The organism is Pseudomonas phenolilytica, assembly GCF_021432765.1.
GTDB lineage: Bacteria > Pseudomonadota > Gammaproteobacteria > Pseudomonadales > Pseudomonadaceae > Stutzerimonas > Stutzerimonas phenolilytica.
Genome location: NZ_CP058908.1, coordinates 3,204,116 through 3,228,653 on the forward strand (window position 1 = coordinate 3,204,116; position 24,538 = coordinate 3,228,653).

A 24,538-nucleotide genomic window follows, 5' to 3' on the forward strand; every position below is an offset into this window, starting at 1 on the left:
CCCGTCACTGGTCGCGTGCGGCGTGCCCATGCAGCGTGACGCAGTTGCGGCCGGCGGACTTGGAGGCGTAGAGCGCGCTGTCCGCCCATTCGATCAGCTGCGCATGTCCCGTGCTGGGCTGGCTGAGATCGGCGATGCCCAGGCTGATGGTGAAACGGATCGGCCGACCGTCGTGCTGCACTTCGTGCGCCTCGACGACCCGACGCAGGCGCTCCGCGAAAGTGAATGCGCCCTGCTTGTCGGTATCGCGCAACAGCACCACGAACTCCTCGCCGCCGTAGCGACCCGCCACGTCGCAGTCGCGCATGGTTTCGCGAATCAGCTCGGCGACCTGCTGGATGACAGCATCGCCGGCCTGATGGCCGTAGGTGTCGTTGATCGACTTGAAGTGATCGATATCGAACATGACCAGCGCGGACTGGCTCTCGTGGCGGCGGTGGCGCGCATAGTCCTGGCGCAGGATTTCCTCCCAGTGACCACGGTTGTACAACCCGGTCAGGCGGTCGGTACTGGACAGCCGCTGCAGCTCACGATTGGCCGCCTGCAGCTGGCGACGATTCACCGCGACGTCGGTCACGTCATAGATGATCAGACAGACCTGCTCAATGGCGCCGCTGGTGCCCCGCAGCGGCAGCAGCGTGGTGTTCTGATACATGAAGTCTTCCAGCCCGGTGATCGGCTGGTAATTCTTGAAGCGCAGCAGGTAGGGTCGCTGCTCCCAGATGGTGAACGACGGCGTGCCGAGGGTCATCACGCTCTCGACCTTGCGCCGGAACCACTCCTCGTCCAGCTCGGGGAACAGTGTGAAGAACGATTGCCGGCGCGCCGCCTCGGGCAGCACGCCGGAGCGGTTCTCCATGAAGGTGTTCCAGACTTCGATGCAGTAGTCTCGATCGAGTACCACGACCCCGACGTCGATGCTCTGGACAACAGCCAGCAGCCAGTGGAATTCGCTGGGTTGGGACATGATCAGTTCATCAGGTAGGCAAGTTTGCGGGACAGCAGGTCGAGCGAATCCTCGGTGAACAGCAGCAGCAGGTCGAAATGGATGTCGTGGCCTTCGAGGCTGTAGCTGATTTCCACCGCCAGGGTGCGCTTCCAGCGCAAGCGATTCAGACGAATCAGCTCCTCGATCGGCGCGTGCTGGCCCAGCACCTGCGGATGCCCCTGGGAGAAGGCGACATCGATCTGGTCGGCGATACCGCTGAGGCAGGCGCTGATCAGCAGGCTCGACAGGTCCAGCAGCATCTCGATTTCGTGATGATCCTGCCGACGCAGCAAACGCGCCATGTCGGCGACTTCCGAATCGTGGAACAGCAGCAGCGCCTCGCCCGCGATGCCGCCGCCGATGTAGCCCTGGCAAACAGCGGTGAGTCTGTCGCCACGCGCGGCATCGGCCAGCGCCATATGCAGCTCGCTCACTTCGAGAAGGTTGACGTTGGGAATCGGCAACTGGATGAACACACCCAGCACCCGCGCCAACAAGGCCGCTGCGCGCCCCATCGCGATATTCACGACCTCGCGCAGGGCATCGCGAAAATCGATGGTTTCACCGTCTGCACGCGTCGCCAGCGCCGTCTGCTCGTTCAGCAGACCGAGGCTTGCCAGCGTTTGATAGAGGTGCAGCGGTTCGGCCGGCTTGCGGATGAATGCCAGCGCCCCCAACTCGAGTACCCGCCGCACGGCTTCATCCTGAACATCCGCCGACACCACGATTGCCTTGCACGTCAGCTGCTCGCGCCGCAGGGCCGCAAGTACCTGATAGCCATCCATGCCAGGCATGGTGAGGTCGAGTATCAGCACATCGATGCCGCCCTGGCGAATACGCTCCAGCGCCGCGCCGCCCGTTTCAACCTGCGTCACGGCAACCGGCCAACCTGCCGGCAGCGCACGCAGAAGCTGCTTGCGCGCCAGGTTGGAGTCGTCGCAGATCAAAAGGGAGGTTGTATGCATGCGCGCGAGCATTCCGTGCCGATGGAATCGGAAGCCGCCAGCTTATATCAACCGTGAGATGCGTTGGTGGCCATTTGGCATCATCCGACAAAATGGCACTTTCGAGCGACAGCCGTGACGCGAATACCGCGCCACAGCGTTGGGAAGGGGCAACTCAGTAGTAGGCGTTGTCGCGATTGCTGTGGTCGGTCACGTCGCGCACACCTTTGAGTTCCGGGATGCGCGCCAGCAGCGTCTTCTCGATGCCTTCCTTGAGGGTGACATCCGCCTGCCCGCAACCCTGGCAACCGCCGCCGAACTGCAACACGGCAATGCCCTCGTCGACTACATCGATCAGGGTGACCTGGCCACCGTGGCTAGCCAGCCCAGGGTTGATTTCGGTCTGCAGGTAATAGTTGATGCGCTCGTTCAGTGGGCTGTCTTCGTTGACCATCGGCACCTTGGCGTTCGGCGCCTTGATGGTCAGTTGCCCGCCCATGCGGTCGGTCGCGTAGTCGACCAGCGCATCCTCCAGGAACGGTTCGCTGGTGCCATCGATCCAGGCAGTGAAGCTCTTCAGCGCCAGGGCGATGTCGTCCGGCTTTTCCTCGCCCGGCTTGCAGTAGGCGATGCAGGTTTCCGCATAAGGGGTACCCGGCTGGGTGATGAAGATACGAATGCCGATGCCGGTGGTGTTCTGCTTTTCGAGCAGATCGGCCAGATAGTCGTGTGCAGCTTCGGTGATGGTGATCGCGCTCATGGCAACTCCTCGCAGATATGCGCCGCAGTGTACGCCAAGGCGGGCCGCGGATAAAGTCCTAGTAATTTAGTCAAGTACATCCACCCACTTTACAGGTTCTGATAACGATTCATGTCGAGCACACCCGCTTCCAGCGGATCGGTTTCTTCCAGATAGCGCGACAGGTCGTTGAAGTAGAACCAGAACTGCGGGTGGCTGCGGCGGATACCCCAGCGTTCGACGATACGCTCGAAATCGGCGCCGTCGCGGACCCGCTCCAACGCCGCGACGAATGTCGTCACCTCGCGGGCATCGAGGTTGAACAGGAAGTTCGGGTAACTGCTGAGTATTCCCGGGTAGACCGTCAGGGTGTCCCGACGCGGCTGGTAGCGCCAGTCTTCGCCGAACATGAAGGCAACATTGCTGTGCGCGCGGTTGCGCAACAGGCTGTACAGCTCGCGCTGGCCGGAGCCGTACTCAATGCGCAGCAATGTCGCCTCCGGTAACTGGCCGACGACTGGCAAGCCGGCAGCCATGCGGTTGCTCAGGCGACTGAGCGCTTGCTCGGCCTGCTGCAGCGGCAGCGGCTGGTCGGCGCGATAGCAATGTGTGCCCAGGCAACGATTGAGCGGATCGGGTGCCGCATTGATCGGTGCCAGGCGTGTCAGTAACTGGCGGGCCAGCGTCTGCTTCGGATCGCCCGGCTCGAGCATGAGCTTCGATGGAGTCTGTGTATCCAGCGAGGTGTAGGCCAGCAGCAGCTTCAGTTGACCGCCTTGTTCGTACCAGCTGTCCAGAATCGACTGGCGCGACTTCGCCGGCAGCAGGCGCAGGAAGTTCAACTCGGCACCGTTGCGAATCAGGTCGAAGTACAAGCGTGTCTGTCCTTGGTGGGACACGTTGCCGAACACGTCGAAGTTCACCACCAGCTGATAATAGGTGCGCTCAAGCAGCGGATAGTCCATCCACCACAGGGTCTGCGGCACCGCACCGATCAGGCCTTTGCGCACCGAGGCGCTGTCATGCTGACGGAAGATCGACAGCAGCGCGTTGTCGTTGCCCGTCCAGATATGCGCCCACTCGGCCGGCTGCTCGGCATAAGCCTGCATGCGCAACTTCTCGTAGCGGTTGCGCTTGGGCTGGTAGCGCTTCCAGAACCCCAGCAGCTCGCCAAGCTCGTCGAACTGCCCGGGCATCGCCAGCAGCGGCGTGGCCTTGTCGCGGTAGTCGGCATCGGTGAGATAGAGGTCGTGCTGCGGGTCCTGGAACAGCACCCAGAAGTTGTCGCGAATCACGTCGGTGGCGATCTGCCCGCGACACACCGGACCGCGAATGAAGGTGCGCACGAAATACTCGGCGTTATCCAGCATGAACTGGTAGCGCGCCTGCGGTGGAATCGCCTCGAAGGTCAGGAAGGGGTTGGCGCGATGTCCCGCGCCGTAGCCCGGTATCGGCCCGGCCTGCCAGTCAGTGCCGAAGAACAGCTGGCGAACCCGCGCCAGCCGCGCCTCGCTCAGCGGATAGGTGATGTGCGTCTTGTGCACGATCACATCGCCGATCGGCCGCAAGCGGTAGTAAAACGCGGTGCCCGGATCACCGTTGGGCCGTCGCGTGGCAATCGGATCGACCGGCGCACCACCGGGAGTGCGCGAGCGCACCAGCTGATAGAAGCGCCCGCCCTCACCCTCACCCTCGAAGTACAGATGGGCGAGGAACAGGTGTTCGTAAAGCCAGCGACTGACCAGTTGCTCCCGCGCTCCGGGGGCGTTCAGCAGCTCTTCCCACTGGCGGATCTGCCGCTGCTCGCCCGCGCTCGGCTGCAGGTTGGCCAGCTCGACCGGCGCACCTTGTTCGAGCCAGCGCTGCAGGGTCGCGTATTCGCCATCCGTAAGACCAGTCACCGCGAATGGCATGCCGCCGTGAGCGCTCTTGGCGGCGTAGGCGGCAAACTCCTCCGGCAGCGCACAGCTGTTCTTGCGGCCGATGCCAATATCCAGATCGGCCGGCAATTTGGCGTTCGGCTCCAGCGGCTGACTGCGCCCCAGCTCCAGCATGCGCGCCATCAACGCGGCCTGGCCGTCCGCCGCACTGAGTACGGAATGGAAGCCCTTGCGCCGCCAACCCGCTTCGTCATGCGCATCGAGAAACAGCCGCGTCGTCTCCTGGGCCCTGACTCGCGTGCCGTCGTAGACCGGCTGTTTGGAGAAACCGCGCTGCGCGCCATCGCCGCTGCCCAGGTTCAGCTGGCACGGAGAGTCGTAACAGGCATGGCAGGCAACGCACTTGGCGGTGAAGATCGGCTGAATGTCACGCTGATAAGACGGCGCTTGCGCCTGTGCCGCGGCACCGTACAAAACGACCAGCAAGCCGGGCAGGAGTCGAGCAAACATGACGAACCAACCTGAAGAAGAGCCGGCATTCTAAACAGCGGCCTGCTGGACGGCTAACCCAAACGGCAAGCTGAATAAATTTCATGAAAAAGGCGACATGATCAAAAAGAATGCAGCTTTGCTATCATTGTCGGCTTCCGTCACCCGCTCGTTCAGGTAGTCCCCATGTCCACTCGCAACACCCGCCTCCAGGCACTCCAGCACGCACTCAAGGAGCGCATCCTGATCCTCGACGGCGGCATGGGCACCATGATCCAGAGTTACAAACTGGATGAAGCCGACTACCGCGGCGAACGCTTCGCCGACTGGCCGCAGGACGTCAAGGGCAACAACGATCTATTGCTGCTCAGCCGGCCGGATGTAATTCAGGCCATCGAGAAGGCCTACCTGGACGCCGGCGCCGACATCCTCGAGACCAATACCTTCAACGCCACTCGCGTGTCCCAGGCTGATTACGGCATGGAGGAACTGGTTTACGAGCTGAACGTTGAAGGCGCGCGCCTGGCCCGTGAAGTCGCCGATGCCAAGACCGTGGAAACCCCAGACAAACCGCGCTTTGTCGCCGGCGTACTCGGCCCTACCAGCCGCACCTGCTCCATTTCGCCGAACGTCAACGACCCGGGCTTTCGCAACGTCACTTTCGACCAGCTGGTGGAAAACTACAGCGAGGCCACCCGCGGCCTGATCGAGGGCGGCGCCGACCTGATCCTCATCGAAACCATCTTCGACACGCTGAACGCCAAGGCGGCGATCTTCGCCGTGCAGGGCGTATTCGAGGAGCTGGGCGTCGAGCTGCCAATCATGATTTCCGGCACCATCACCGATGCCTCCGGCCGCACCCTCTCGGGGCAGACCACCGAGGCCTTCTGGAATTCGGTGCGCCATGCCCAGCCGATCTCGGTCGGCCTGAACTGCGCCCTCGGCGCCAAGGACCTGCGACCTTATCTGGAAGAGCTGGCCACCAAGGCCGACACCTTTGTGTCTGCCCACCCGAACGCAGGCCTGCCCAATGCCTTCGGCGAATACGACGAGTCGCCCGCCGAGATGGCGGCCGTTGTCGAGGAGTTCGCCGCCAGCGGCTTTCTCAACATCATCGGCGGCTGCTGCGGTACCACCCCGGCGCATATCCAGGCGATCGCCGAAGCGGTGGCCAAGTACCCGCCGCGCGTCATTCCGGAGATTCCCAAGGCCTGCCGACTGTCCGGGCTGGAGCCGTTCACCATCGATCGCAGCTCGCTATTCGTCAACGTCGGCGAGCGCACCAACATCACCGGCTCCGCCAAATTCGCTCGGCTGATCCGCGAGGAAAACTACACCGAGGCGCTGGAAGTCGCCCTGCAGCAGGTGGAAGCCGGCGCCCAGGTGATCGACATCAACATGGACGAGGGCATGCTCGACTCCAAGGCCGCGATGGTGCGCTTCCTCAACCTGATCGCTGGTGAGCCGGACATCTCGCGCGTGCCGATTATGATCGACTCCTCCAAGTGGGAAGTGATCGAGGCGGGCCTCAAGTGCATCCAGGGCAAGGGCATCGTCAACTCCATTTCCATGAAGGAAGGCGTCGAGCAGTTCAAGCATCACGCTCGTCTGTGCAAGCGCTACGGTGCCGCCGTGGTCGTGATGGCGTTCGACGAAGCCGGCCAGGCCGACACCGCCGCGCGCAAGCGTGAGATCTGTCAGCGCTCCTACGACATCCTGGTCAACGAGGTGGGCTTCCCGCCGGAAGACATCATCTTCGACCCGAACATCTTCGCCATCGCCACCGGCATCGAGGAGCACAACAACTACGCGGTCGACTTCATCGACGCCTGTGCCTTCATTCGCGACAGCCTGCCCTATGCGCTGACCTCAGGCGGCGTGTCCAACGTGTCGTTCTCCTTCCGCGGTAATAACCCGGTGCGCGAGGCGATCCACTCGGTGTTCCTGTTCCACGCGATCAAGGCGGGCCTGACGATGGGCATCGTCAACGCCGGTCAGCTGGAAATCTACGACGAGATTCCCAAAGAGCTGCGCGACGCGGTGGAAGACGTGGTGCTCAACCGCAGCGCCAACGGCACCGAGGCGCTGCTGGAGCTGGCCGAGCAATACAAGGGAGGCGGCGCCGTAAAGGAAGCCGAAACCGAGGAATGGCGCAGCCTGCCGGTGGACAAGCGGCTGGAGCATGCGCTGGTCAAGGGCATCACCACCTACATCGTCGAAGACACCGAGGAATGCCGTCAGCAGTGCACGCGGCCGATCGAAGTCATCGAAGGTCCGCTGATGGCCGGCATGAACGTGGTCGGTGACCTGTTCGGCGCCGGCAAGATGTTCCTGCCGCAGGTGGTCAAATCCGCCCGCGTGATGAAGCAGGCGGTGGCCCATCTGATCCCTTTCATCGAAGCGGAAAAAGGTGACAAGCCGGAAGCCAAGGGCAAGATCCTCATGGCGACGGTGAAGGGCGACGTGCACGACATCGGCAAGAACATCGTCGGCGTCGTGCTCGGCTGCAACGGCTACGACGTAGTGGACATGGGCGTGATGGTGCCGGCGGAGAAAATCCTGCAGACCGCCATCGCCGAGAAGTGCGACATCATCGGCCTCTCCGGCCTCATTACCCCGTCACTGGACGAGATGGTCCACGTCGCCCGCGAAATGCAGCGCCAGGGTTTCAGCCTGCCGCTGATGATCGGCGGCGCCACCACCTCCAAGGCCCACACCGCGGTGAAGATCGACCCGCACTACAAGAACGACGCGGTGGTCTACGTCACCGATGCCTCGCGCGCGGTCGGTGTCGCCACCACGCTGCTGTCCAAGGAACTCAAGCCGACCTTCGCCGAGAAGACCCGCGAAGAGTACGCCATGATCCGCGAGCGCACCGCCAATCGCAGCGCTCGCACCGAGCGCCTGAGCTATGCGCAGGCGCTGGCGAACAAGCCGCAGTTCGACTGGGCGGCGTATACCCCGGTCAAGCCGACCTTCACTGGCCGTCGGCTGCTGGAAGACATCGACCTGCGCACGCTGGTCGACTACATCGACTGGACGCCCTTCTTCGTCGCCTGGGACCTGGCCGGCAAGTACCCGCGCATCCTCGAGGACGAAGTCGTCGGCGAAGCCGCCACCGCACTGTTCAACGATGCCCAGGCGATGCTGAACAAGCTGATCGACGAGAAGCTGATTCGCGCCCGCGCCGTGTTCGGTTTCTGGCCGGCTAACCAGGTGCAGGACGACGATCTGGAAGTGTACGGCGACGCCGGCGAGAAGCTCGCTACCCTGCATCACCTGCGCCAGCAAATCGTCAAGCCCGATGCCAAGCCGAACCTGTCGCTGGCCGACTTCGTCGCACCGAAGGAAAGCGGCGTGACCGACTACGTCGGCGGCTTCATCTGCACCGCCGGTATCGGCGCCGAGGAGGTGGCCAAGGCCTACCAGGACAAGGGCGACGACTACAACTCGATCATGGTCAAGGCGCTCGCCGATCGTCTCGCCGAGGCCTGCGCCGAATGGCTGCACGAGCGGGTGCGCAAGGAATACTGGGGCTACGCCAGCGATGAAGAGTTGAGCAACGAGGACCTGATCCGCGAGCAGTACAAGGGCATCCGCCCTGCCCCCGGCTATCCAGCCTGCCCGGATCACACCGAGAAGGGCACGCTGTTCCAGCTGCTCGATGCCGACGGCATCAGCCAGGTCACGCTCACCGAGCACTATGCCATGCTCCCCACCGCAGCCGTCAGCGGCTGGTATTTCGCCCACCCCGAGGCGCAGTACTTTGCCGTCGGCAAGGTCGACAAGGATCAGGTGGAAAGCTACTCGGCGCGCAAAGGACAGAGCCTGGAAGCCAGCGAACGCTGGCTGATGCCGAACCTGGGGTACGACGCATGAGCGACGCCATGACCCGCTACCTGCTCGACGAACTCGAGCAGGCCGACATGCTGGAAATCGACGGCCTGCACGCCTTCGATTTCACCCTCGACGAGACGCTGCTCGACCAGGCGGACGCCGCCGCCGAAGCCGGACAGCCGTTCGCCAGCGATGACACTGTGGTCAGCATCGAGGCGCTTGACGGCCGCGACCGCAAGCGCTGGCGCTTCAGCTACAACAGCGTGATGGAAGCCGCATACCAGGCCGAGGACGATAGCTGGCAGCTCGGCCCGCATCGCCTGAAATGCATGGGCGCCGTCCAGGCCAGCAGCGAAGACGAATAATGGCGCGCGCGATCATTCGCGTCGCAGCAGCAAGGCGATGGCCAGCACGACCAGCAGGCTGCCTGGCAACCAGTGCCAGCCGATGCGCGCGGGCTGGTCGTAGAACAGCAGCAGCATCGACACGAATGGCACCAGATAGCTGTACGCCGTCACCGCGCCGGGCGTGAGCACGCTCGTCGCGCGCTGCTGCAGGAAGAAGGTCATGGCGCTGGAGAACACGCCCAGGTAGACCACCAACAGTACGTCCAGCGGATTCATGTGCAACAACGCGGCCGGTTGCTCCCAGATCAGCCCCATCAACGCAATGAGCACGGCGCCGGCCAGCAAACTCCAGAAAGTACGCAGGCCCGCCTGCGTCGGTAACACCCCACGGGCAAGGCCCCATTTGCTGAGCACCGGATACAGCGCCGAGGCGATACAACCGAGAAAGAACGCCAGCTCGCCCAGCCCCAGCTGCAGGCCCGCGAAGTTGCCGCCGTTCTCCGCCCAGGCCAACCCCAGTGCTCCGGTCGCCCCCAACGCCAGAATGGCGAGCAAGCGACCGGCCGGGCGTTCGACGCCGAGCGCGCGCCCCAGGCCATACGCCAGCAACGGGACGCTGACGAACAGCGTGGCCATCGACAGCGCGGTAACCCGGTGCGCGACCCAGAACATGGTGCCGAAGAAGCCGGCCAGGCACAGCCCCATCAGCGCATAGAGCAGCCAGGTGCGGACGCCCGGCCGCCCGTCGCTCTGGCGCCAGGCCAGCGGCGCCAGCACCAGCGCAGCGATGACGAAACGCATGGCCGTCAGCAGCAACGGCGGCAGCCCTTCGCTGAGCAGCCCCACGGCGGGAAACGACAAACCGACGAACAGTGCCCAGAGCAGCATGCCCAGGTGCGCAGTCGTCATTCGACCGACGCCACCCACGTCGGGCGTACGTTCGGTTCGCGATGACAGAAAAGACAAGCGGTGTCGCTGGCTCACGGATCGCTCCTGGATTCGTTGCCTGCGCGATGGCGGTCGCTAGCGCGAGGCGGACCGTCGAATGACCTTGATCGAATAGGTAAGGTTCGGTTTGCGCGTCACGCTGATGGGCTTGCGCGTCACCGTATCGATGGTGATGTTCCAGAATCCCGAACGCGGCACGACGATCTTCGCCGGAAAGCGGTCGAAGGCGCCGCCATGATAAGTATGACGCCCGCCATTGCGGAAGCTGCGAAAGTTCGCATCGTTCATCAGGCGGATGTTGCAGGTCTGCGAGCACTGGATGACGACGATATCGTCCTCCTCGAGTTGCTCGCGCTGGTGTATGAACTTCATCGACGGACTCCGCAGGTTACAGCCGGCAAAGCGAGACGATAGCATGCCGCCTCGCACCGGACGTTACCCGGCGCCCGCTCCGCTCACCGCCTCACGCAAGGACCGTCGCGCATGTCCGCGCTGCTACCCACTGCCGACCTCACCTCGCCGCTCGTGCGGCATGCTACGCGCTGCGGCTTCTTCATGGCCGGTTTCGGCCTGTCCGTCTGGGCGCCGCTGGTGCCGTACGTGCGGGCAAGAATCGAGATGAGCGATGCGCTGTTCGGCCTGTTGCTGCTGAGCATTGGGCTCGGCTCGCTGAGCTGGATGCCGGTCTCGGGTCTGCTGGTGGCGCGCTGGGGCATCCGACCGGTGATTCTCTGCTGCGTCGCCCTGCTGGCCCTGGCGCTGGCCGGCATGGCGCTGGTCGATTCGATCTGGCTGCTGGCGCTGGCTCTGTTCTGCTTCGGTGGCAGCCTTGGCGTGCTGGATATCGTGCTCAACATCCAGTCGCTGCTGATCGAAGGCGCTCTGGGCCGACGCCTGATGTCCAACTTTCACGGCATGTTCAGTCTCGGCTCGATCAGCGGCGCGCTGGCGTTGACCGCCCTGCTCTCGCTTGGTCTGAGCGCCGAAGCCGGTTGCTTGCTGATGATCGCGCTGATCGTGGCGGCAAACCTCGCCGTTCTGCCTGGCTTCGTGCCCGACCGGGCGCCGGCTGGCGGCGGTGTCTTCGTGCGACCCAGCGGGCAAGTGTTGCTGGTCGGGTTGCTGTGCTTCGTGGTCTATCTGGCCGAAGGCGCCGTGCTCGACTGGAGCGCCCTGTTCCTGACCGCCGACAAGAACTTGGAAACCGCCAGGGGCGGCCTGGGCTACGCCAGTTTCGCGCTGATGGTGACCATCGGCCGCTTCGCTGGCGCACCGATCGTCAATAGCCTCGGTACCGCGCGAACCATCGCCTTGGGCGGCGTGCTCGCTGCGATGGGCATCGCACTGAGCATCTTCGCCGAGCACTGGGCGCTGGCGCTGGTGGGCTACGGGTTGTGCGGACTGGGTTGCGCCAATGTCTCACCGGTACTGATTTCCTCACTCAGCCGGCAGGACGCGATGCCGGTGCATATGGCGGTCACCGCCGCGACCACGGTGGGCTTCGCCGGGGTGCTGGCCGGTCCGGCGCTGATAGGCCTGGTCGCCCATTACAGCTCGCTCGCCGTCGCCTTCGGCATGCTCGCGCTGATGTTGCTGAGCATCGCCTTGGGCAGCCGGCGTTTCGCCGACTAAGCGCCTGCCCTTTCTGCGAGCGGCCCGCTAGAATGCGCGCCCCATGCGTATCCATGATATCCATCAGTCGTTCGCCGCCGTCGGCGCCAAGCCCCGCCATATCGGGCGGATGACCCGTGCCTGGCTGCTCGGCCGCGACATTTCCATCGGCCGTCGCCAGCAGCAGGCGGAAGACTTCCTGCCGCTCAGCGTGCGCGAAGCCCTACCACAGCTGGCCATGGAGCTGGACAAGCTGGCGCGCCTGCGCTCCGAACACCCCGCCGCCGATGGCTCGGCGCGGCTGCTGGTGGAGCTGGCCGACGGACAGATGGTGGAAAGCGTGCTGCTACCGCGTGACGGCCTGTGCGTATCCAGCCAGGTCGGTTGCGCGGTGGGCTGCCTGTTCTGCATGACGGGCAAGAGCGGCCTGCTGCGCCAGCTGGGCAGTGCTGAAATCGTCGCCCAGGTTGCTCTCGCCCGCCGCTTTCGCCCGGTGAAGAAGGTCGTGTTCATGGGCATGGGCGAGCCGGCGCACAACCTCGACAACGTGCTCGAAGCCATCGACCTGCTCGGCACCGATGGCGGCATCGGGCACAAGAACCTGGTGTTTTCCACTGTCGGTGATCCGCGCGTGTTCGAGCGCCTGCCGCAGCAGCAGGTCAAGCCCGCGCTCGCCCTGTCGCTGCACTCGACCGATGCCGAGCTGCGTCAGGCGCTGCTGCCGCGCGCGCCACGCATCGACCCCGAGGAGCTGGTCGAACTCGGCGAAGCCTACGCGCGCCGCACCGGTTTTCCCATCCAGTACCAGTGGACGCTGCTCAAGGGCATCAATGACCATCAGGACGAGATGGACGGCATCCTGCGCCTGCTCAAGGGCAAATACGCCGTGATGAACCTGATCCCCTACAACAGCCTGGAAGACGATGCCTACCAGCGCCCCGACGGCGAACGCATCGTACAGATCGTGCGCTACCTGCACAGCCGCGGCGTGCTCACCAAGGTACGCAACTCCGCAGGCCAGGACATCGACGGCGGCTGTGGCCAGCTGCGCGCGCGTGCCGAGCAGACGCTGGCGCGACGTCCGACGCGGACAAGCTGAACGCCCGACAGCCCGCACTGTCCCAGCTAGAGCCGCTCGCCCCGAGCGAAGCACCGCCAGCCCGCAAGGAAGCCACCATGCACACCCTGCAACAACTCGAGCGCGGCGATCTGGCCGGCATCACCCGCCTGGACCTGTCTGCCGACCTGCAGGAGTTCCCGGAGGCCATCTTCGGCCTGGCCGACACGCTGGAAGTCCTCAACCTCTCGGGCAACCAGCTGAGCGCACTGCCGGCCGATCTGTCACGGCTGCATCGTCTGCGCATCCTGTTCTGCTCCGATAATGCCTTCAGCCAGGTACCGGAATGCCTGGGCGACTGCGCGCAGCTGGAGATGGTTGGCTTCAAGGCGAACCGCATCACCCACCTGCCCGCCAACGCACTACCGGCGCTGTTACGCTGGCTGATCCTGACGGACAACCTGCTATCAGAAATTCCTGACGAGCTTGGTGCCTGCAGCCGACTCCAGAAGCTGATGCTGGCCGGCAATCGGTTGCGCTCGCTGCCTGAGCAGCTGCAGGCTTGCACCCGCCTGGAACTCCTGCGCATCGCCGCCAACCGCCTGGAAGCGCTGCCTGATTGGCTGCTGCACTTACCGCGGCTGGCCTGGCTGGCCTTTGCCGGCAACCCGTTCAGCGACGCCGAGGAGCTCCGCGCCCTCGCCGCACATTCCCGCCCGGCGGTGGCACGGGAACAGCTCGCACTGCACGAGGTGCTTGGCCAGGGCGCGTCCGGCATCATCCATCGAGCCAGTTGGCATTCGCCTCATGGGGTCCGGTCGATGGCGGCCAAGCTGTTCAAGGGCAGCCTGACCAGCGACGGCCTGCCGCACAGCGAGATGGCGGCCTGCCTTGCGGCCGGCGCGCACCCGAATCTGGTCCAGGTCGCCGGGCCACTGGCGGAGCAACCCGGCAGCGCGGCCGGCTTGCTGATGGAGCTGATCGCGCCGGCGTTCCAGCCGCTGGCCGGCCCGCCGTCGCTGGCCAGCTGCACACGTGACTGCTATGCCAGCGACAGCCGTTTCAGCATCGAACAAGTGCTGCGCATCGGCCAGGGCGCCGCTTCCGCGGTTGCGCACCTGCACAGCCGCGGCATCCTGCATGGCGACCTCTACGCCCACAATCTGCTGGTCAACCCGCATGGCCAGTGCCTGCTCAGCGATTTCGGCGCGGCATCGTTCTTTGGCGCCGACAGCTGCGTCGGGCAGGCGCTGCAACGTATCGAGGCGCGCGCCTTCGGCTGTCTGCTCGAAGAACTGCTGCAGCGCTGTACGGACACCGGCGATGAGCGCTTGCTTCAGCTCGACCAGCTGCGTCAGCAATGCCTGCTCAACGAAAGCCGCGAGCGCCCAGATTTCGCCTCGCTGACAGCCAGCCTGGCGCGAGTCCAAGCGTCCTGCGAAGCGACCGCCGGCGCCTAACTGTCACGCTTAGCCTTTCATCGAACGGGGAACCTGCCATGCCGTCCCGCGAAACCTCCTCCGACACCGACCATGCGCGCTATCCCGCGCCCTTTACCGACGCCGCGCTGGCTGATGACCCTTTCGTAAAAGGGCTCAAGCAGCGCTTGCCGGAGGCGCTGCGTGAATCGTTCACGGACGCGCAACTCGAGGCACTGCGCCAGGTGTTCGGCGCGCGCTCCTGGGTCAAGCACAAGATCGATCTGCGCGGCACCTTCCGGCTGCTGGGGGCACAGTACTACTTCGCCGTGCTCGCCGGGCGCAACAAGCGCGGCCACCCACGCACCGGGCAGCACCTGTCGCTGGCTGCCAAGGCGGCGCTGGCTACTCTTTTCCTGCTGATCAGTACTCTGCTCGGACTGGCGATTCTCTACTTGGTCAAGTCGGCGCTGGGCATCGACCTGCTGCCCAATTACTCGCTCGGCCTGTGGGACTGGTTCAAGGCGAACTTCTGATATGACTTGACGGGATCAAACGCTGCTCCGGCGAAGAGACCAAACTGATTTGGCCTTACGCAAACACACGCTTAATGGAGGTTACAAATGACAGACACGTCGAACAAACCTGCAGCAAGTGACGCCAAGGAGTCCAGCGCCCAGCCGCCAGTTAGCCAGGAAAGCTGGCGCCCGTTCGAAGGCCTGCGTCGGCAGATCGATCGCCTGTTCGATGATTTCGATCGTTCCTGGCATCGGCCCGGCCGCCACAGCCTGGAAACCACCCCATTCTGGCAGGGCGGGCTCAGTCGTATGCCCGCGGTGGACGTGGTCGAGAAGGACCACGCCTTTGAAATAACCGCCGAACTGCCAGGCATGGATCAGGCCGACATCGAGGTAAAACTGGTCGGCGATACGCTGATTATCAAGGGCGAAAAGCGCCAAGAGCGTAAAGAAGAGAAGCAGGGTTACCACCTCTCCGAACGCTCGTTCGGCAGCTTCCAGCGCAGTTTTGCCCTGCCGGACGGAGTCGACCGTGAGCAGATCGACGCCCGCTTCAGCAAGGGCGTGCTGTCGCTCACACTGCCGAAGAAGCCCGGCGCCCAGCCAGGCGAGAAAGCCATCTCGATCAAAACCGACTGACAACGGAGTAACCGCAGGTCTGATGAATGTCAGACCTGCGGTCTGGGTTTCTCCCTCGACCACCTGAAACATCTGCGCGCTCGACTAGACTCCAGACAACGTCCCCGCACGAGTCTGCAACATGAGCGAAGAACCGCAGCACAAGCCCATGACCCTGCGCCAGATGCTGCAAAGCGTATTCGCCGCGGCGCTGGGCGTTCAGAGCGGCAAGAACCGCGCCCGCGATTTCACTCAGGGCAAGCCTGGCCACTTCATCCTGCTCGGCGTTGGCTTCACGGTGATCTTCGTGCTGGTGCTCATTGCGCTGGTCCGGCTGGTGATCCACCTCGCCGGCGCATGAGCCCGGCGCTACTGATGACTGAGCCAGAAGATCGCCGTGCCGACTGCCAGCAGGATCAGGACGAGAATGGCGGCCGCATCTACCAGACTGTCGCGATGATTCATGGAGCATCTCCATTGGCTACGTGCGAAAGCACTATCACGAGACCAGTAAAGATCATCGCGACGCCCCCTTCCCGGTCATCGGTCCGATAGCGCCAGAATGGCGTATTTCGTTCTAAACATATTCCCAAACATCACTTTTGCGTATAACCACGAGCTGGTATCTTGCCGCCCTTCCTCGTAGGGTGCGCAGCCGTGCGCGCGACAAGCTGTAGCCAGCCTGAAAACAGGACACTTCATGTACGTTTACGATCAGTACGACCAACACATCATCGAGGACCGGGTTCGTCAGTTCCGCGATCAGACCCGTCGATTTCTCGCGGGTGAGCTTGCCGGTGACGAATTTTTGCCTCTGCGCCTGCAGAACGGCCTGTATATCCAGCGTTTCGCCCCGATGCTGCGCATCGCCGTTCCCTATGGTCTGCTGTCTTCCACCCAGCTGCGCAAGCTGGCGTATATCGCCCGCCGCTATGACAAGGGCTATGCGCATGTGAGTACGCGCACCAACGTGCAATTCAACTGGCCGGAACTTGAAGACGTCCCGGATATCCTCGCCGAGCTGGCGACCGTGCAGATGCACGCGATCCAGACCAGCGGCAACTGTATCCGTAACACCACCACCGACCAGTTCGCCGGCGTTGCCCAGGACGAACTGGTCGATCCGCGCCCGTGGTGTGAAATCATCCGCCAATGGTCGACATTCCACCCGGAATTCGCCTATCTGCCGCGCAAGTTTAAGATCGCTGTGAATGGCGCCGTCAGCGACCGTGCCGCCATCGAGGTGCATGACATCGGACTGGAAGCGGTGCGCAACGCCGCTGGCGAGCTGGGCTTCCGCGTCTCGGTTGGCGGAGGCCTGGGCCGCACGCCGATTGTCGGCAGCTTCATCCGTGAGTTCCTGCCGTGGCAGCATCTGCTCAGCTACCTGGAAGCCATCGTGCGGGTCTACAACCGCTACGGCCGTCGTGACAACAAGTTCAAGGCGCGTATCAAGATTCTGGTCAAGGCGCTGACCCCGGAAGTTTTCGCCGAGCGCGTCGAGGCCGAGTGGGCCCACCTGAAGGATGGCCCGAGCACCCTGACCGATGCCGAAGTCGAGCGCATCGGACGCTTCTTCGTCGATCCGGCCTACAAAGAGCTGGAAGATCAGAGTGCTGCCCTCGCGCAGCTGGATGCCGAGCATCCCGGCTTCGCTCGCTGGCGCCAGCGCAACGTGGTCGCGCACAAGAAGCCCGGTTATGCCGCCGTGACGCTGTCGCTGAAGAGCACGGGCAACACGCCAGGTGATGTCACCGACAAACAGCTAGACGCCATCGCCGACCTGGCCGACCGCTACAGTTTCGGCGAGGTGCGCAACTCCCACGAGCAAAACATGATTCTTGCGGACGTCGAGCAAAGCCGCCTGTTCGAGCTGTGGCACGAGCTGCGCGAACTCGGCGTAGCGACACCGAACATTGGGCTGCTGACCGACATCATCTGCTGCCCCGGCGGCGACTTCTGCTCGCTGGCGAACGCCAAGTCGATCCCGGTGGCCGAGGCCATCCAGCGCCGCTTCGACGACCTGGATTACCTGTTTGACATCGGCGATCTGGACCTGAACATCTCCGGCTGTATGAACGCCTGCGGTCATCACCACATCGGTCATATCGGTATTCTTGGCGTCGACAAGAAAGGCGCCGAGTTCTATCAGGTTTCGCTGGGCGGCAGCTCCGGCCGCGATTCCAGTCTGGGACAGATTCTCGGCCCGTCCTTCGCACAGGACGTCGTGCCGGATGTGATCGAAAAGATCATCAGCGTCTATGTGGAGCTGCGTACCGAAGATGAACAGTTTATCGACACCTTCCGCCGCGTCGGCATCGATCCCTTCAAGGAGCGAGTGTATGCAGCGAATCATTAAGAACGAGCAGATCATCGACGAAACCTGGCACCTGCTACCCAAGGAAGAGACGCTGGACGGTCTGTCCAACTGCGATGACGTGATCGTACCGCTGCACCTGTGGATCGATCACGCACACGCACTCAAGGCGCGTGACGGCGGCCTGGGCATCTGGCTGGACTCCAACGAGCAAGTCGAAGAGATCGCCGACGATCTTGAACATTTTCAGGTAATCGCGCTCAACTTCCCCAAGTTTACCGATGGTCGCCACTATTCCAGTGCCCGCCTGCTGCGCGAGCGCTATGGCTACAAGGGCGAGATCCGCGCGATTGGCGATGTGCTGCGCGATCAGCTGTTCTACATGCGCCGCTGTGGGTTCGATGCATTCGCCATTCGCGCCGATCGAGACCCGGAAGACGCGCTGCAGAGCCTGAAGGATTTCTCCGTGCGCTATCAGGCCGCAGTGGACGAGCGCCTGCCGCTGTTCCGCCGACGGCAGGGCTAAACTAAGCCGCACATATGAAAAACCCGCCTTACGGCGGGTTTTTCATTTACGGAACGGGCTGTCAGTCCAGCTGCACCAATACCCGCGCCACTTGCTGCCCAGCCAGGATGCACTCAATCGCATCCGGCAGTTGCTGCAGGCTGATCTCTTCGGCCAGCTGGTCCAGGTGCGGCAGACGCCATTGCAGCGAGAGCTTGTCCCACATCGAGGCCTTCTCGACTAGCGGAATCTCCACCGAGTCGACACCCAGCAGGTTGACCCCACGCAGGATGAACGGCAGCACGCTGGCTGAAAAGTGCGTTCCGGCGGTCAGACCGCAGCAGGCCACACTGGCCCCACGCTGCAACGACTTCACCACGTTGAACAGAATCTCGCCGCCGACGGTATCCACCGCACCGCCCCACTGCTCCTTCAGCAGCGCCTTTTCTGTTCCAGCCTGCAACGCGCTGCGCTCGACGATCTGGCTGGCGCCCAGACGCCGCAGCAGCTCGCCCTGTTCCGCCTTGCCAGTCATGGCCGCAACGGTATAGCCCAGCCGTGCCAGCAAGGCCACGGCAATACTGCCCACCCCCCCGGTCGCGCCCGTGACCAGCACCGGCGCCGCACCAGGCTCCAATCCCGCGCGCTCGAGCTTCTCGACACACAGTGCAGCGGTCAGGCCGGCGGTTCCGAGGATCATCGAATCCCGCAGCGAGAGCCCTTGCGGACGTTTGATCACCCAGGCAGCGGGAACACGGATGTACTGGCCGAAACCACCTGCGGTGTTCATGCCCAAGTCGTAGCCGGTGACAATCACCTCATCGCCAGCCTTCAGCTCGGCGACGCTCGACGCCTCGACCACGCCCGCTGCATCGATACCTGGCGTGTGCGGATACTGGCGGGTCACGCCGCGATTGCCGCTGGCCGAGAGTGCGTCTTTGTAGTTCAACGAGGAATAGCGCACCCGGATGAGCACCTCGCCGGCGGGCAGCTCATCGATCGATCGCTCGACAATACGTGACGCGAAATGCCCCTGCCCGTCCTCGCTGACCTGCAATGCCTTGAAGCTACCCATGCGCCTCTCCTCTATCGCCAGAATTTCTGTTCGTTGATCTGTTTCCAGCCCTTGGCCACGCCGTACTCGATCAAAGCACTGGCCGCCATGCCAAAGCGCTCGGGCAGACTTTTTTTCTCCGCATAGTGCAGATGGAAAAGCTCAGCCTCATGCGCGCGCTCAGCCAGATACTGGTCGCTGGTCTTGATCTCGTCAGCCAGATGCTTGCCCAGCGCAGCGGTACCCAACCAGACCTCGCCGGTGGCTACGTCGTCGATGCTGACCTGCTGCCGATAACGCGCAACGAAGTTCTTGAACAGGTCGTGCGTGGTCTGCAGGTCTTCCTGGAATTTCTCCCGACCCTTTTCGGTGTTCTCACCAAAGACAGTCAGCGTGCGCTTGTACTCACCCGCGGTAAGCACTTCGAAGTCGACGTCATGCTTCTTCAGTAACCGATGCAGATTGGGCAGTTGCGCCACCACACCGATGGAGCCGAGGATGGCGAACGGCGCGGTCAGAATCCGATCACCGATGCAAGCCATCATGTAGCCACCGCTGGCCGCAACCTTGTCGACACAGACCGTCAGCGGCACGCCGGCATCGCGGATACGCACCAACTGCGAAGCCGCCAGGCCATAGCTGTGCACCATGCCGCCACCACTCTCCAGACGCAGCACCACTTCATCCTGCGGTGTGGCCAAGGTCAGCAGCGCGGTAATTTCGTGACGCAGGCTCTCAACGGCGGACGCCTTGAGGTCGCCATCGAAGTCCAGAACGAATACGCGTGACGGCGTTTCGGACTTCTTGGCCTGCTTCGCGGCCTTCGCCTCGCGCTTGCGCTGAGCCTTGAGCTGATCTTTCTCCAGTACCGATTGCTCGAGGCGCTCGCGCATCGCCTTGTAGAAATCGTTGAGCTTGTGCACCTGCAAATTGCCGCCGCTCGACTTGCCGCGACCACGTCGTGACGATGCCACGACGATGAGTACCACCACGATGGCCAGCACCAGTGTCACGGTCTTGGCCAGAAAACTGGCGTAATCGGCAAGAAATTCCACGATCGCTCCTTGGGTTTGGATGACAGCCGCTGGCATACGCTTGTGCGGCGCCGGATGGGCAAGCATACCGGGGCGCCTGTAGCGGAACCAGCGCGCGCCCAATTCAAACAAACGTATGAATTGTCGTTGACACTCCCCGTCGCTCCTCCTACCCTCGCGAAAAACCAGCGAACGGGCACGACAACACATGGGCAGCATCTACCTGATCAGACATGCTCAGGCGTCTTTCGGTGCACAGGACTACGACGTGCTCTCGCCGCTGGGCTACCGCCAGGCTGAAGCGCTGGGCGACTATCTGGCGCAGCTCGGCATCCGCTTCGATCGCTGCATCAGCGGTGAACTTCATCGTCAGCAGGACACCGCACGTACCACGCTTTCCCGTTTAGCTCACTCAGATGGAAGCCAGCCGTCGCTGGAAATCGACGCGGCGTTCAACGAATTCCAAGCCGATGCGGTTATCCGTGCGCATCTTCCCGAACTGCTGGAAGTCGAACCGAACGCCCTGCATATCCTGCGCAATGCCGCCAGTCACCGCGCGGAATTTCAGCGCCTGTTCACCTTCGTCGTGCACCGCTGGATTTCCGGCGAACATGAAAAGGAAGAACTGGAAAGCTGGAGCAGCTTTCTCGAACGCGTCGCCGGCGGCCTGGAGCGCCTGCTCGAGCAGGCCGAAAAGAGCGACAAGATCGCCGTCTTCACGTCCGGCGGCACCATTACCGCGCTGTTGCAGCGAATCATCGGCGTACCGGCGGTGAAGGCGTTCGAGTTGAACTGGCAGATCGTCAATACCTCACTCAGCCAGTTGAAATTTCGCGGCCGCGAGGTCGCGCTCGCTTCGTTCAACAGTCATGCGCATCTGCAATTGTTGAAGAACCCGGAGCTTGTCACTCACCGATAAGCCCAGCCCAAGAGCGGCCCCAGGCTGCATGTTTCATCCACATCAAAATAAAGGAACACGTCATGAGCAACGTTGCCGAAACCTTCAAGGGCATGCAGTCCAAATTCAACCCGAGCGCCGCCGCCGGCCTGGATCTGGTCTTCCAGTTCAACATCACCGACGCCGAAAACTACTACCTGACCGTCAAGGACGGCACCTGCGATCTGCAGCAGGGCGATTCCAGCGATGCCAACGTCACCTTGATCATGGATAGCGAAACCATGCAGGGTATCGTCAGCGGCGAAACCGACGGCATGCAGGCGTTCATGGGCGGCAAGCTGCGCGCTGAAGGCGACATGATGCTGGCCTTGAAACTCAGCGAACTGTTCCCCGCGTAAGGCGAGCCAGTCGCGACACCGGAACCGAAGCCATCTGGCTTCGGTTTTTTTATGAGCCGAGCCCGCTGCGCCAGCGATCAGCCACCCTGATCAAGCACCAACAGCTTCGCCAATAACAGCTGGCCAACCTTGGTTCGCATCACCCGCAGCATTAGATTACTGAATCATCTCGAGCACCAAACATAAGCAGAAGGGATAAAACATGGCGCTTACGGATCAAACCACGCGTATCCGCGAAGGCGAGGAGCTACCGGTCGAGGCTGTGGACCGCTACCTCAAGGCGCACATAGCCGATTTGGAAGGCAGCCCGCGGATTTCGCAGTTTCCCGGCGGTGCATCGAATCTCACCTACCTGCTCGAATACCCGAACCGTGAGCTGGTGCTGCGCCGCCCGCCCTTTGGCCGCAAGGCCAAGTCCGCCCATGACATGGGACGCGAGTTCCGCATCCTCAACCAGCTCAACGCCGGATTTCCGTATTGCCCCAAGGCGTACGCTCATTGCACCGACGAATCGGTAATCGGCGCCGAGTTCTACGTGATGGAACGCGTCAACGGCATCATTCTGCGTGCCGAGCTGCCACCGGAGCTGAACTTCGACGAAAGCCAGACCCGCGCGCTTTGCGAAAGCTTCATCGACAAGCTCGTGGAACTGCACAACGTCGATTACCAAGCGTGCGGACTGGCCGATCTGGGCCGGCCCGAAGGTTATGTGAAACGCCAGATCGAAGGCTGGAGCGAGCGCTACGAGCGCGCCCTGACGCCCGATGCGCCGCAGTGGGCGCCGGTCGTCGCCTGGCTGAAGGTCAAGATGCCGGCCGATCATCCCAAGCCCGGCATCGTCCACAACGACTACCGCTTCGACAATGTCATCCTCAACCCGCAAAACCCGATGCAGATCATCGGTGTGCTGGATTGGGAAATGACCACCATCGGCGATCCGCTCATGGATCTGGGCAATACGCTGGCCTACTGGATCGAAGCGAACGATCCGCCCGCGATGCAGGCCATGCGCCGGCAACCCAGCCATCTGCCCGGTATGCATACGCGCGCGAGCTTCGTCGAGTACTACGCTCTCCGTGCCGGCATCGAAATTCCCTGCATCGACTTCTATTACACCTACGGCCTGTTTCGGCTCGCCGGGATCATCCAGCAGATCTACTACCGCTTCTATCACGGGCAGACGCAGGACCAGCGTTTCGCCCGTTTCATCGCCATGAACCGACTGCTCGAGCAAAAGGCGCTACACGTGATCGAGCACTCTCAGCTCTGAACCCACTTCGGCTCCAGCGATGGGGCCGAACCACGAACAACAAGAGGAACCATCGATGTCCAAAACCCAACTGTTCGACCTGGATGGCAAGATCGCCTTCGTCTCTGGCGCCAGCCGTGGCATCGGCGAAGCCGTTGCCCGCCTGCTGGCCCAGCAGGGTGCCCACGTGATCGTCTCCAGCCGCAAGCTCGAAGGCTGTCAGGCCGTGGCCGATTCGATCATCGCCGACGGCGGCAAGGCCACTGCCGTAGCCTGCCATATCGGCGAAATGGAGCAGATCCAGGCCGTCTTCGCCAGGATTCGCGAAGAGTTCGGCCGTCTCGACATTCTGGTGAACAACGCCGCCACCAACCCCCAGTTCTGCCACATCCTCGACACCGACGTGTCGGCGTTCCAGAAGACCGTCGATGTCAACGTCCGCGGCTACTTCTATATGTCCGTCGAAGCCGGCAAGTTGATGCGCCAGCAGGGTGGCGGCAGCATCATCAACGTCGCCTCGATCAATGGCGTATCGCCGGGTGATTTCCAGGGCATCTATTCGATCACCAAAGGCGCTGTGATCAACATGACCAAGGCCTTCGCCAAAGAGTGCGCACAGTTCGGCATCCGCTGCAACGCCCTGCTGCCAGGCCTGACCGACACCAAGTTCGCTTCGGCACTGGTCAAGAACGACAGCATCCGTGAGGCGGCCTTGCAGCACATTCCCCTGCGCCGCGTTGCCAATCCCAGCGAAATGGCCGGCGCCGTGCTGTACCTCGCCAGCGACGCATCCAGCTACACCACCGGTGTGGCACTCAACGTTGACGGCGGCTACCTGGCCTGATCGGCGATGTAACAAAAAGGGAGCGATCAAGCTCCCTTTTTATCGCGCGTTTTGCGCTACCAGTCTTTCAGCGCCTGGCGCGCTTCGGGGTTCACTGGCGTTGCGAGCAATCCGGTCGCCGACTGTTCGATCTGAAACGCCGCACCATCAACCAGCGGTATGAAGCTCACGCGCTGTGTCTGCGGCTCGATGAACGGGACGCTCCAGTCCAGGCTCCGCAACCAATCCCAGACCGGCACGGCTGTGCTGCTCGTCAGCAGCACCCGCGTATGGCGCGCCTGTTCCTGCTGCTCCACTGAGAGATAGCGACCTGACAGCGCCTGTAGCCGATAACCTGGCTCCAACCCGATCAACGCAGCCAGTCCGCTCCAGCGCAGCATGTGCACCTCCAGTTGCCACAAGTCCCCCTCTACAACCGCCGAGCGGTGCTGGTTGGCCTGCTGAAGCTCGACCTCGAAGCGCTGCTTGCCCTGTGCATGGAAAACGACCGTCGCCAGCGGAGTGCTGTTCGCTGTGGCCTGATAGTCGCGGACTTCGTACGCAATGAGACCGATCATCGCCGTGAGTACGAGCAGCAGCATGCCGAACGTGCCTCGCAGCCAGCCGAGCAGCCAGCTGCCGCCGAACAACACGCGCAGCGCCACCCACAGAACCACCAGAGCGAGTAACGCCACCACCAACGCGAGCCCGAGATATTGCATGAATGCGCCTCTCCCAACGAGTGCGGCATTATCCGCAGCGTCCAGGCAGGCATCCAGCATGGTCGTGGGACATCCATCACGAGTCGGCAACTTGGCTTGCACGCGATCACGACCCATCATCGGTATGAGCTCCATCCGCTGACT

23 protein-coding genes are annotated in these 24,538 nt (G+C 62.8%); 14 read left to right on the forward strand and 9 right to left on the reverse strand.

The genetic code is table 11. The features are described 5' to 3' along the window. Positions 1–4 precede the first annotated feature (4 nt). The 4 genes from HU825_RS15315 to HU825_RS15330 form a co-directional block, all read right to left on the reverse strand. Positions 5–967, reverse strand: a complete 963-nt coding sequence (locus tag HU825_RS15315; RefSeq protein WP_043295610.1) for a sensor domain-containing diguanylate cyclase — start codon at positions 965–967, stop codon at positions 5–7. Between the two features lie 2 nt (positions 968–969). Continuing rightward, the gene (locus HU825_RS15320) at positions 970–1,953 is read right to left on the reverse strand and encodes a response regulator (RefSeq protein ID WP_054093054.1); all 984 of its coding nucleotides are present in this window, start codon (positions 1,951–1,953) and stop codon (positions 970–972) included. Between the two features lie 154 nt (positions 1,954–2,107). Then, positions 2,108–2,692, reverse strand: coding sequence for a Fe-S biogenesis protein NfuA (gene nfuA / locus HU825_RS15325; RefSeq protein WP_003287873.1), 585 nt, complete (start codon positions 2,690–2,692; stop codon positions 2,108–2,110). Between the two features lie 89 nt (positions 2,693–2,781). Continuing rightward, positions 2,782–5,061: a fatty acid cis/trans isomerase gene (locus tag HU825_RS15330; RefSeq protein ID WP_054093055.1), complete on the reverse strand. Its 2,280-nt coding sequence runs from the start codon at positions 5,059–5,061 to the stop codon at positions 2,782–2,784. A 165-nt stretch (positions 5,062–5,226) separates the two neighbouring features. Between HU825_RS15330 and metH the strand changes: the two genes are divergently transcribed. Beyond that, positions 5,227–8,919, forward strand: coding sequence for a methionine synthase (metH, locus tag HU825_RS15335; RefSeq protein WP_156714633.1), 3,693 nt, complete (start codon positions 5,227–5,229; stop codon positions 8,917–8,919). Beyond that, positions 8,916–9,242 (forward strand): DUF5629 family protein, encoded by a 327-nt coding sequence (locus tag HU825_RS15340; protein ID WP_152947509.1) that lies wholly within the window; start codon positions 8,916–8,918, stop codon positions 9,240–9,242. The genes metH and HU825_RS15340 overlap by 4 nt, the downstream gene beginning before the upstream one ends. 12 nt (positions 9,243–9,254) lie before the next feature. Here HU825_RS15340 and HU825_RS15345 read toward each other — a convergent pair whose 3' ends face one another. Together HU825_RS15345 and HU825_RS15350 are read right to left on the reverse strand one after the other, a co-directional pair. Next, on the reverse strand, positions 9,255–10,133 hold the full coding sequence (locus tag HU825_RS15345) for a DMT family transporter (protein ID WP_234302396.1): 879 nt from the start codon (positions 10,131–10,133) through the stop codon (positions 9,255–9,257). A 114-nt stretch (positions 10,134–10,247) separates the two neighbouring features. Continuing rightward, the gene (locus HU825_RS15350) at positions 10,248–10,589 is read right to left on the reverse strand and encodes a DUF1883 domain-containing protein (RefSeq protein WP_175415089.1); all 342 of its coding nucleotides are present in this window, start codon (positions 10,587–10,589) and stop codon (positions 10,248–10,250) included. A gap of 66 nt (positions 10,590–10,655) precedes the next feature. Between HU825_RS15350 and HU825_RS15355 the strand changes: the two genes are divergently transcribed. The 8 genes from HU825_RS15355 to HU825_RS15390 all read left to right on the forward strand — a co-directional run bounded on the left by HU825_RS15355 (position 10,656) and on the right by HU825_RS15390 (position 18,237). Beyond that, positions 10,656–11,804 (forward strand): MFS transporter, encoded by a 1,149-nt coding sequence (locus tag HU825_RS15355; protein WP_138299959.1) that lies wholly within the window; start codon positions 10,656–10,658, stop codon positions 11,802–11,804. 43 nt (positions 11,805–11,847) lie between these two features. Then, positions 11,848–12,882 (forward strand): RNA methyltransferase, encoded by a 1,035-nt coding sequence (locus HU825_RS15360; RefSeq protein WP_043295624.1) that lies wholly within the window; start codon positions 11,848–11,850, stop codon positions 12,880–12,882. Between the two features lie 77 nt (positions 12,883–12,959). After that, positions 12,960–14,300, forward strand: a complete 1,341-nt coding sequence (locus HU825_RS15365) for a leucine-rich repeat-containing protein kinase family protein (RefSeq protein ID WP_234302397.1) — start codon at positions 12,960–12,962, stop codon at positions 14,298–14,300. 38 nt (positions 14,301–14,338) lie between these two features. After that, a complete protein-coding gene (locus HU825_RS15370) occupies positions 14,339–14,794 on the forward strand; it encodes a 3-phosphoshikimate 1-carboxyvinyltransferase (RefSeq protein WP_234302398.1) in 456 nt (151 codons plus the stop codon). 87 nt (positions 14,795–14,881) lie between these two features. Then, positions 14,882–15,415: an Hsp20/alpha crystallin family protein gene (locus tag HU825_RS15375; protein WP_008567857.1), complete on the forward strand. Its 534-nt coding sequence runs from the start codon at positions 14,882–14,884 to the stop codon at positions 15,413–15,415. A 121-nt stretch (positions 15,416–15,536) separates the two neighbouring features. Continuing rightward, positions 15,537–15,755 (forward strand): DUF2970 domain-containing protein, encoded by a 219-nt coding sequence (locus tag HU825_RS15380; RefSeq protein ID WP_008567858.1) that lies wholly within the window; start codon positions 15,537–15,539, stop codon positions 15,753–15,755. A 339-nt stretch (positions 15,756–16,094) separates the two neighbouring features. Next, on the forward strand, positions 16,095–17,753 hold the full coding sequence (locus HU825_RS15385) for a nitrite/sulfite reductase (protein WP_008567860.1): 1,659 nt from the start codon (positions 16,095–16,097) through the stop codon (positions 17,751–17,753). Beyond that, complete coding sequence (locus HU825_RS15390; protein ID WP_008567863.1) at positions 17,737–18,237, forward strand: DUF934 domain-containing protein; 501 nt, start codon at positions 17,737–17,739, stop codon at positions 18,235–18,237. Before HU825_RS15385 ends, HU825_RS15390 begins: the two co-directional genes overlap by 17 nt. A 61-nt stretch (positions 18,238–18,298) precedes the next feature. Here HU825_RS15390 and HU825_RS15395 read toward each other — a convergent pair whose 3' ends face one another. After that, positions 18,299–19,291 (reverse strand): YhdH/YhfP family quinone oxidoreductase, encoded by a 993-nt coding sequence (locus HU825_RS15395; RefSeq protein ID WP_234302399.1) that lies wholly within the window; start codon positions 19,289–19,291, stop codon positions 18,299–18,301. Between the two features lie 11 nt (positions 19,292–19,302). After that, a complete protein-coding gene (sohB, locus tag HU825_RS15400; protein ID WP_234302400.1) occupies positions 19,303–20,325 on the reverse strand; it encodes a protease SohB in 1,023 nt (340 codons plus the stop codon). Between the two features lie 187 nt (positions 20,326–20,512). On the opposite strand from sohB, the gene HU825_RS15405 reads away from it, so the two are divergent. The 4 genes from HU825_RS15405 (at position 20,513) to HU825_RS15420 (ending at position 23,693) form a co-directional block, all read left to right on the forward strand. Continuing rightward, positions 20,513–21,223: a histidine phosphatase family protein gene (locus tag HU825_RS15405; RefSeq protein ID WP_008567866.1), complete on the forward strand. Its 711-nt coding sequence runs from the start codon at positions 20,513–20,515 to the stop codon at positions 21,221–21,223. A gap of 62 nt (positions 21,224–21,285) precedes the next feature. After that, entirely contained in the window at positions 21,286–21,600 is a 315-nt protein-coding gene (locus HU825_RS15410) for an SCP2 sterol-binding domain-containing protein (protein ID WP_008567867.1), read from the forward strand. A gap of 202 nt (positions 21,601–21,802) precedes the next feature. Further along, complete coding sequence (locus HU825_RS15415; RefSeq protein ID WP_156714640.1) at positions 21,803–22,870, forward strand: phosphotransferase family protein; 1,068 nt, start codon at positions 21,803–21,805, stop codon at positions 22,868–22,870. Positions 22,871–22,925: 55 nt separating this feature from the next. Continuing rightward, entirely contained in the window at positions 22,926–23,693 is a 768-nt protein-coding gene (locus HU825_RS15420) for an SDR family oxidoreductase (RefSeq protein WP_008567869.1), read from the forward strand. A gap of 56 nt (positions 23,694–23,749) precedes the next feature. On the opposite strand, the gene HU825_RS15425 is transcribed toward HU825_RS15420, so the two are convergent. After that, positions 23,750–24,394 (reverse strand): hypothetical protein, encoded by a 645-nt coding sequence (locus HU825_RS15425; protein WP_043295631.1) that lies wholly within the window; start codon positions 24,392–24,394, stop codon positions 23,750–23,752. Positions 24,395–24,538: the final 144 nt, after the last annotated feature.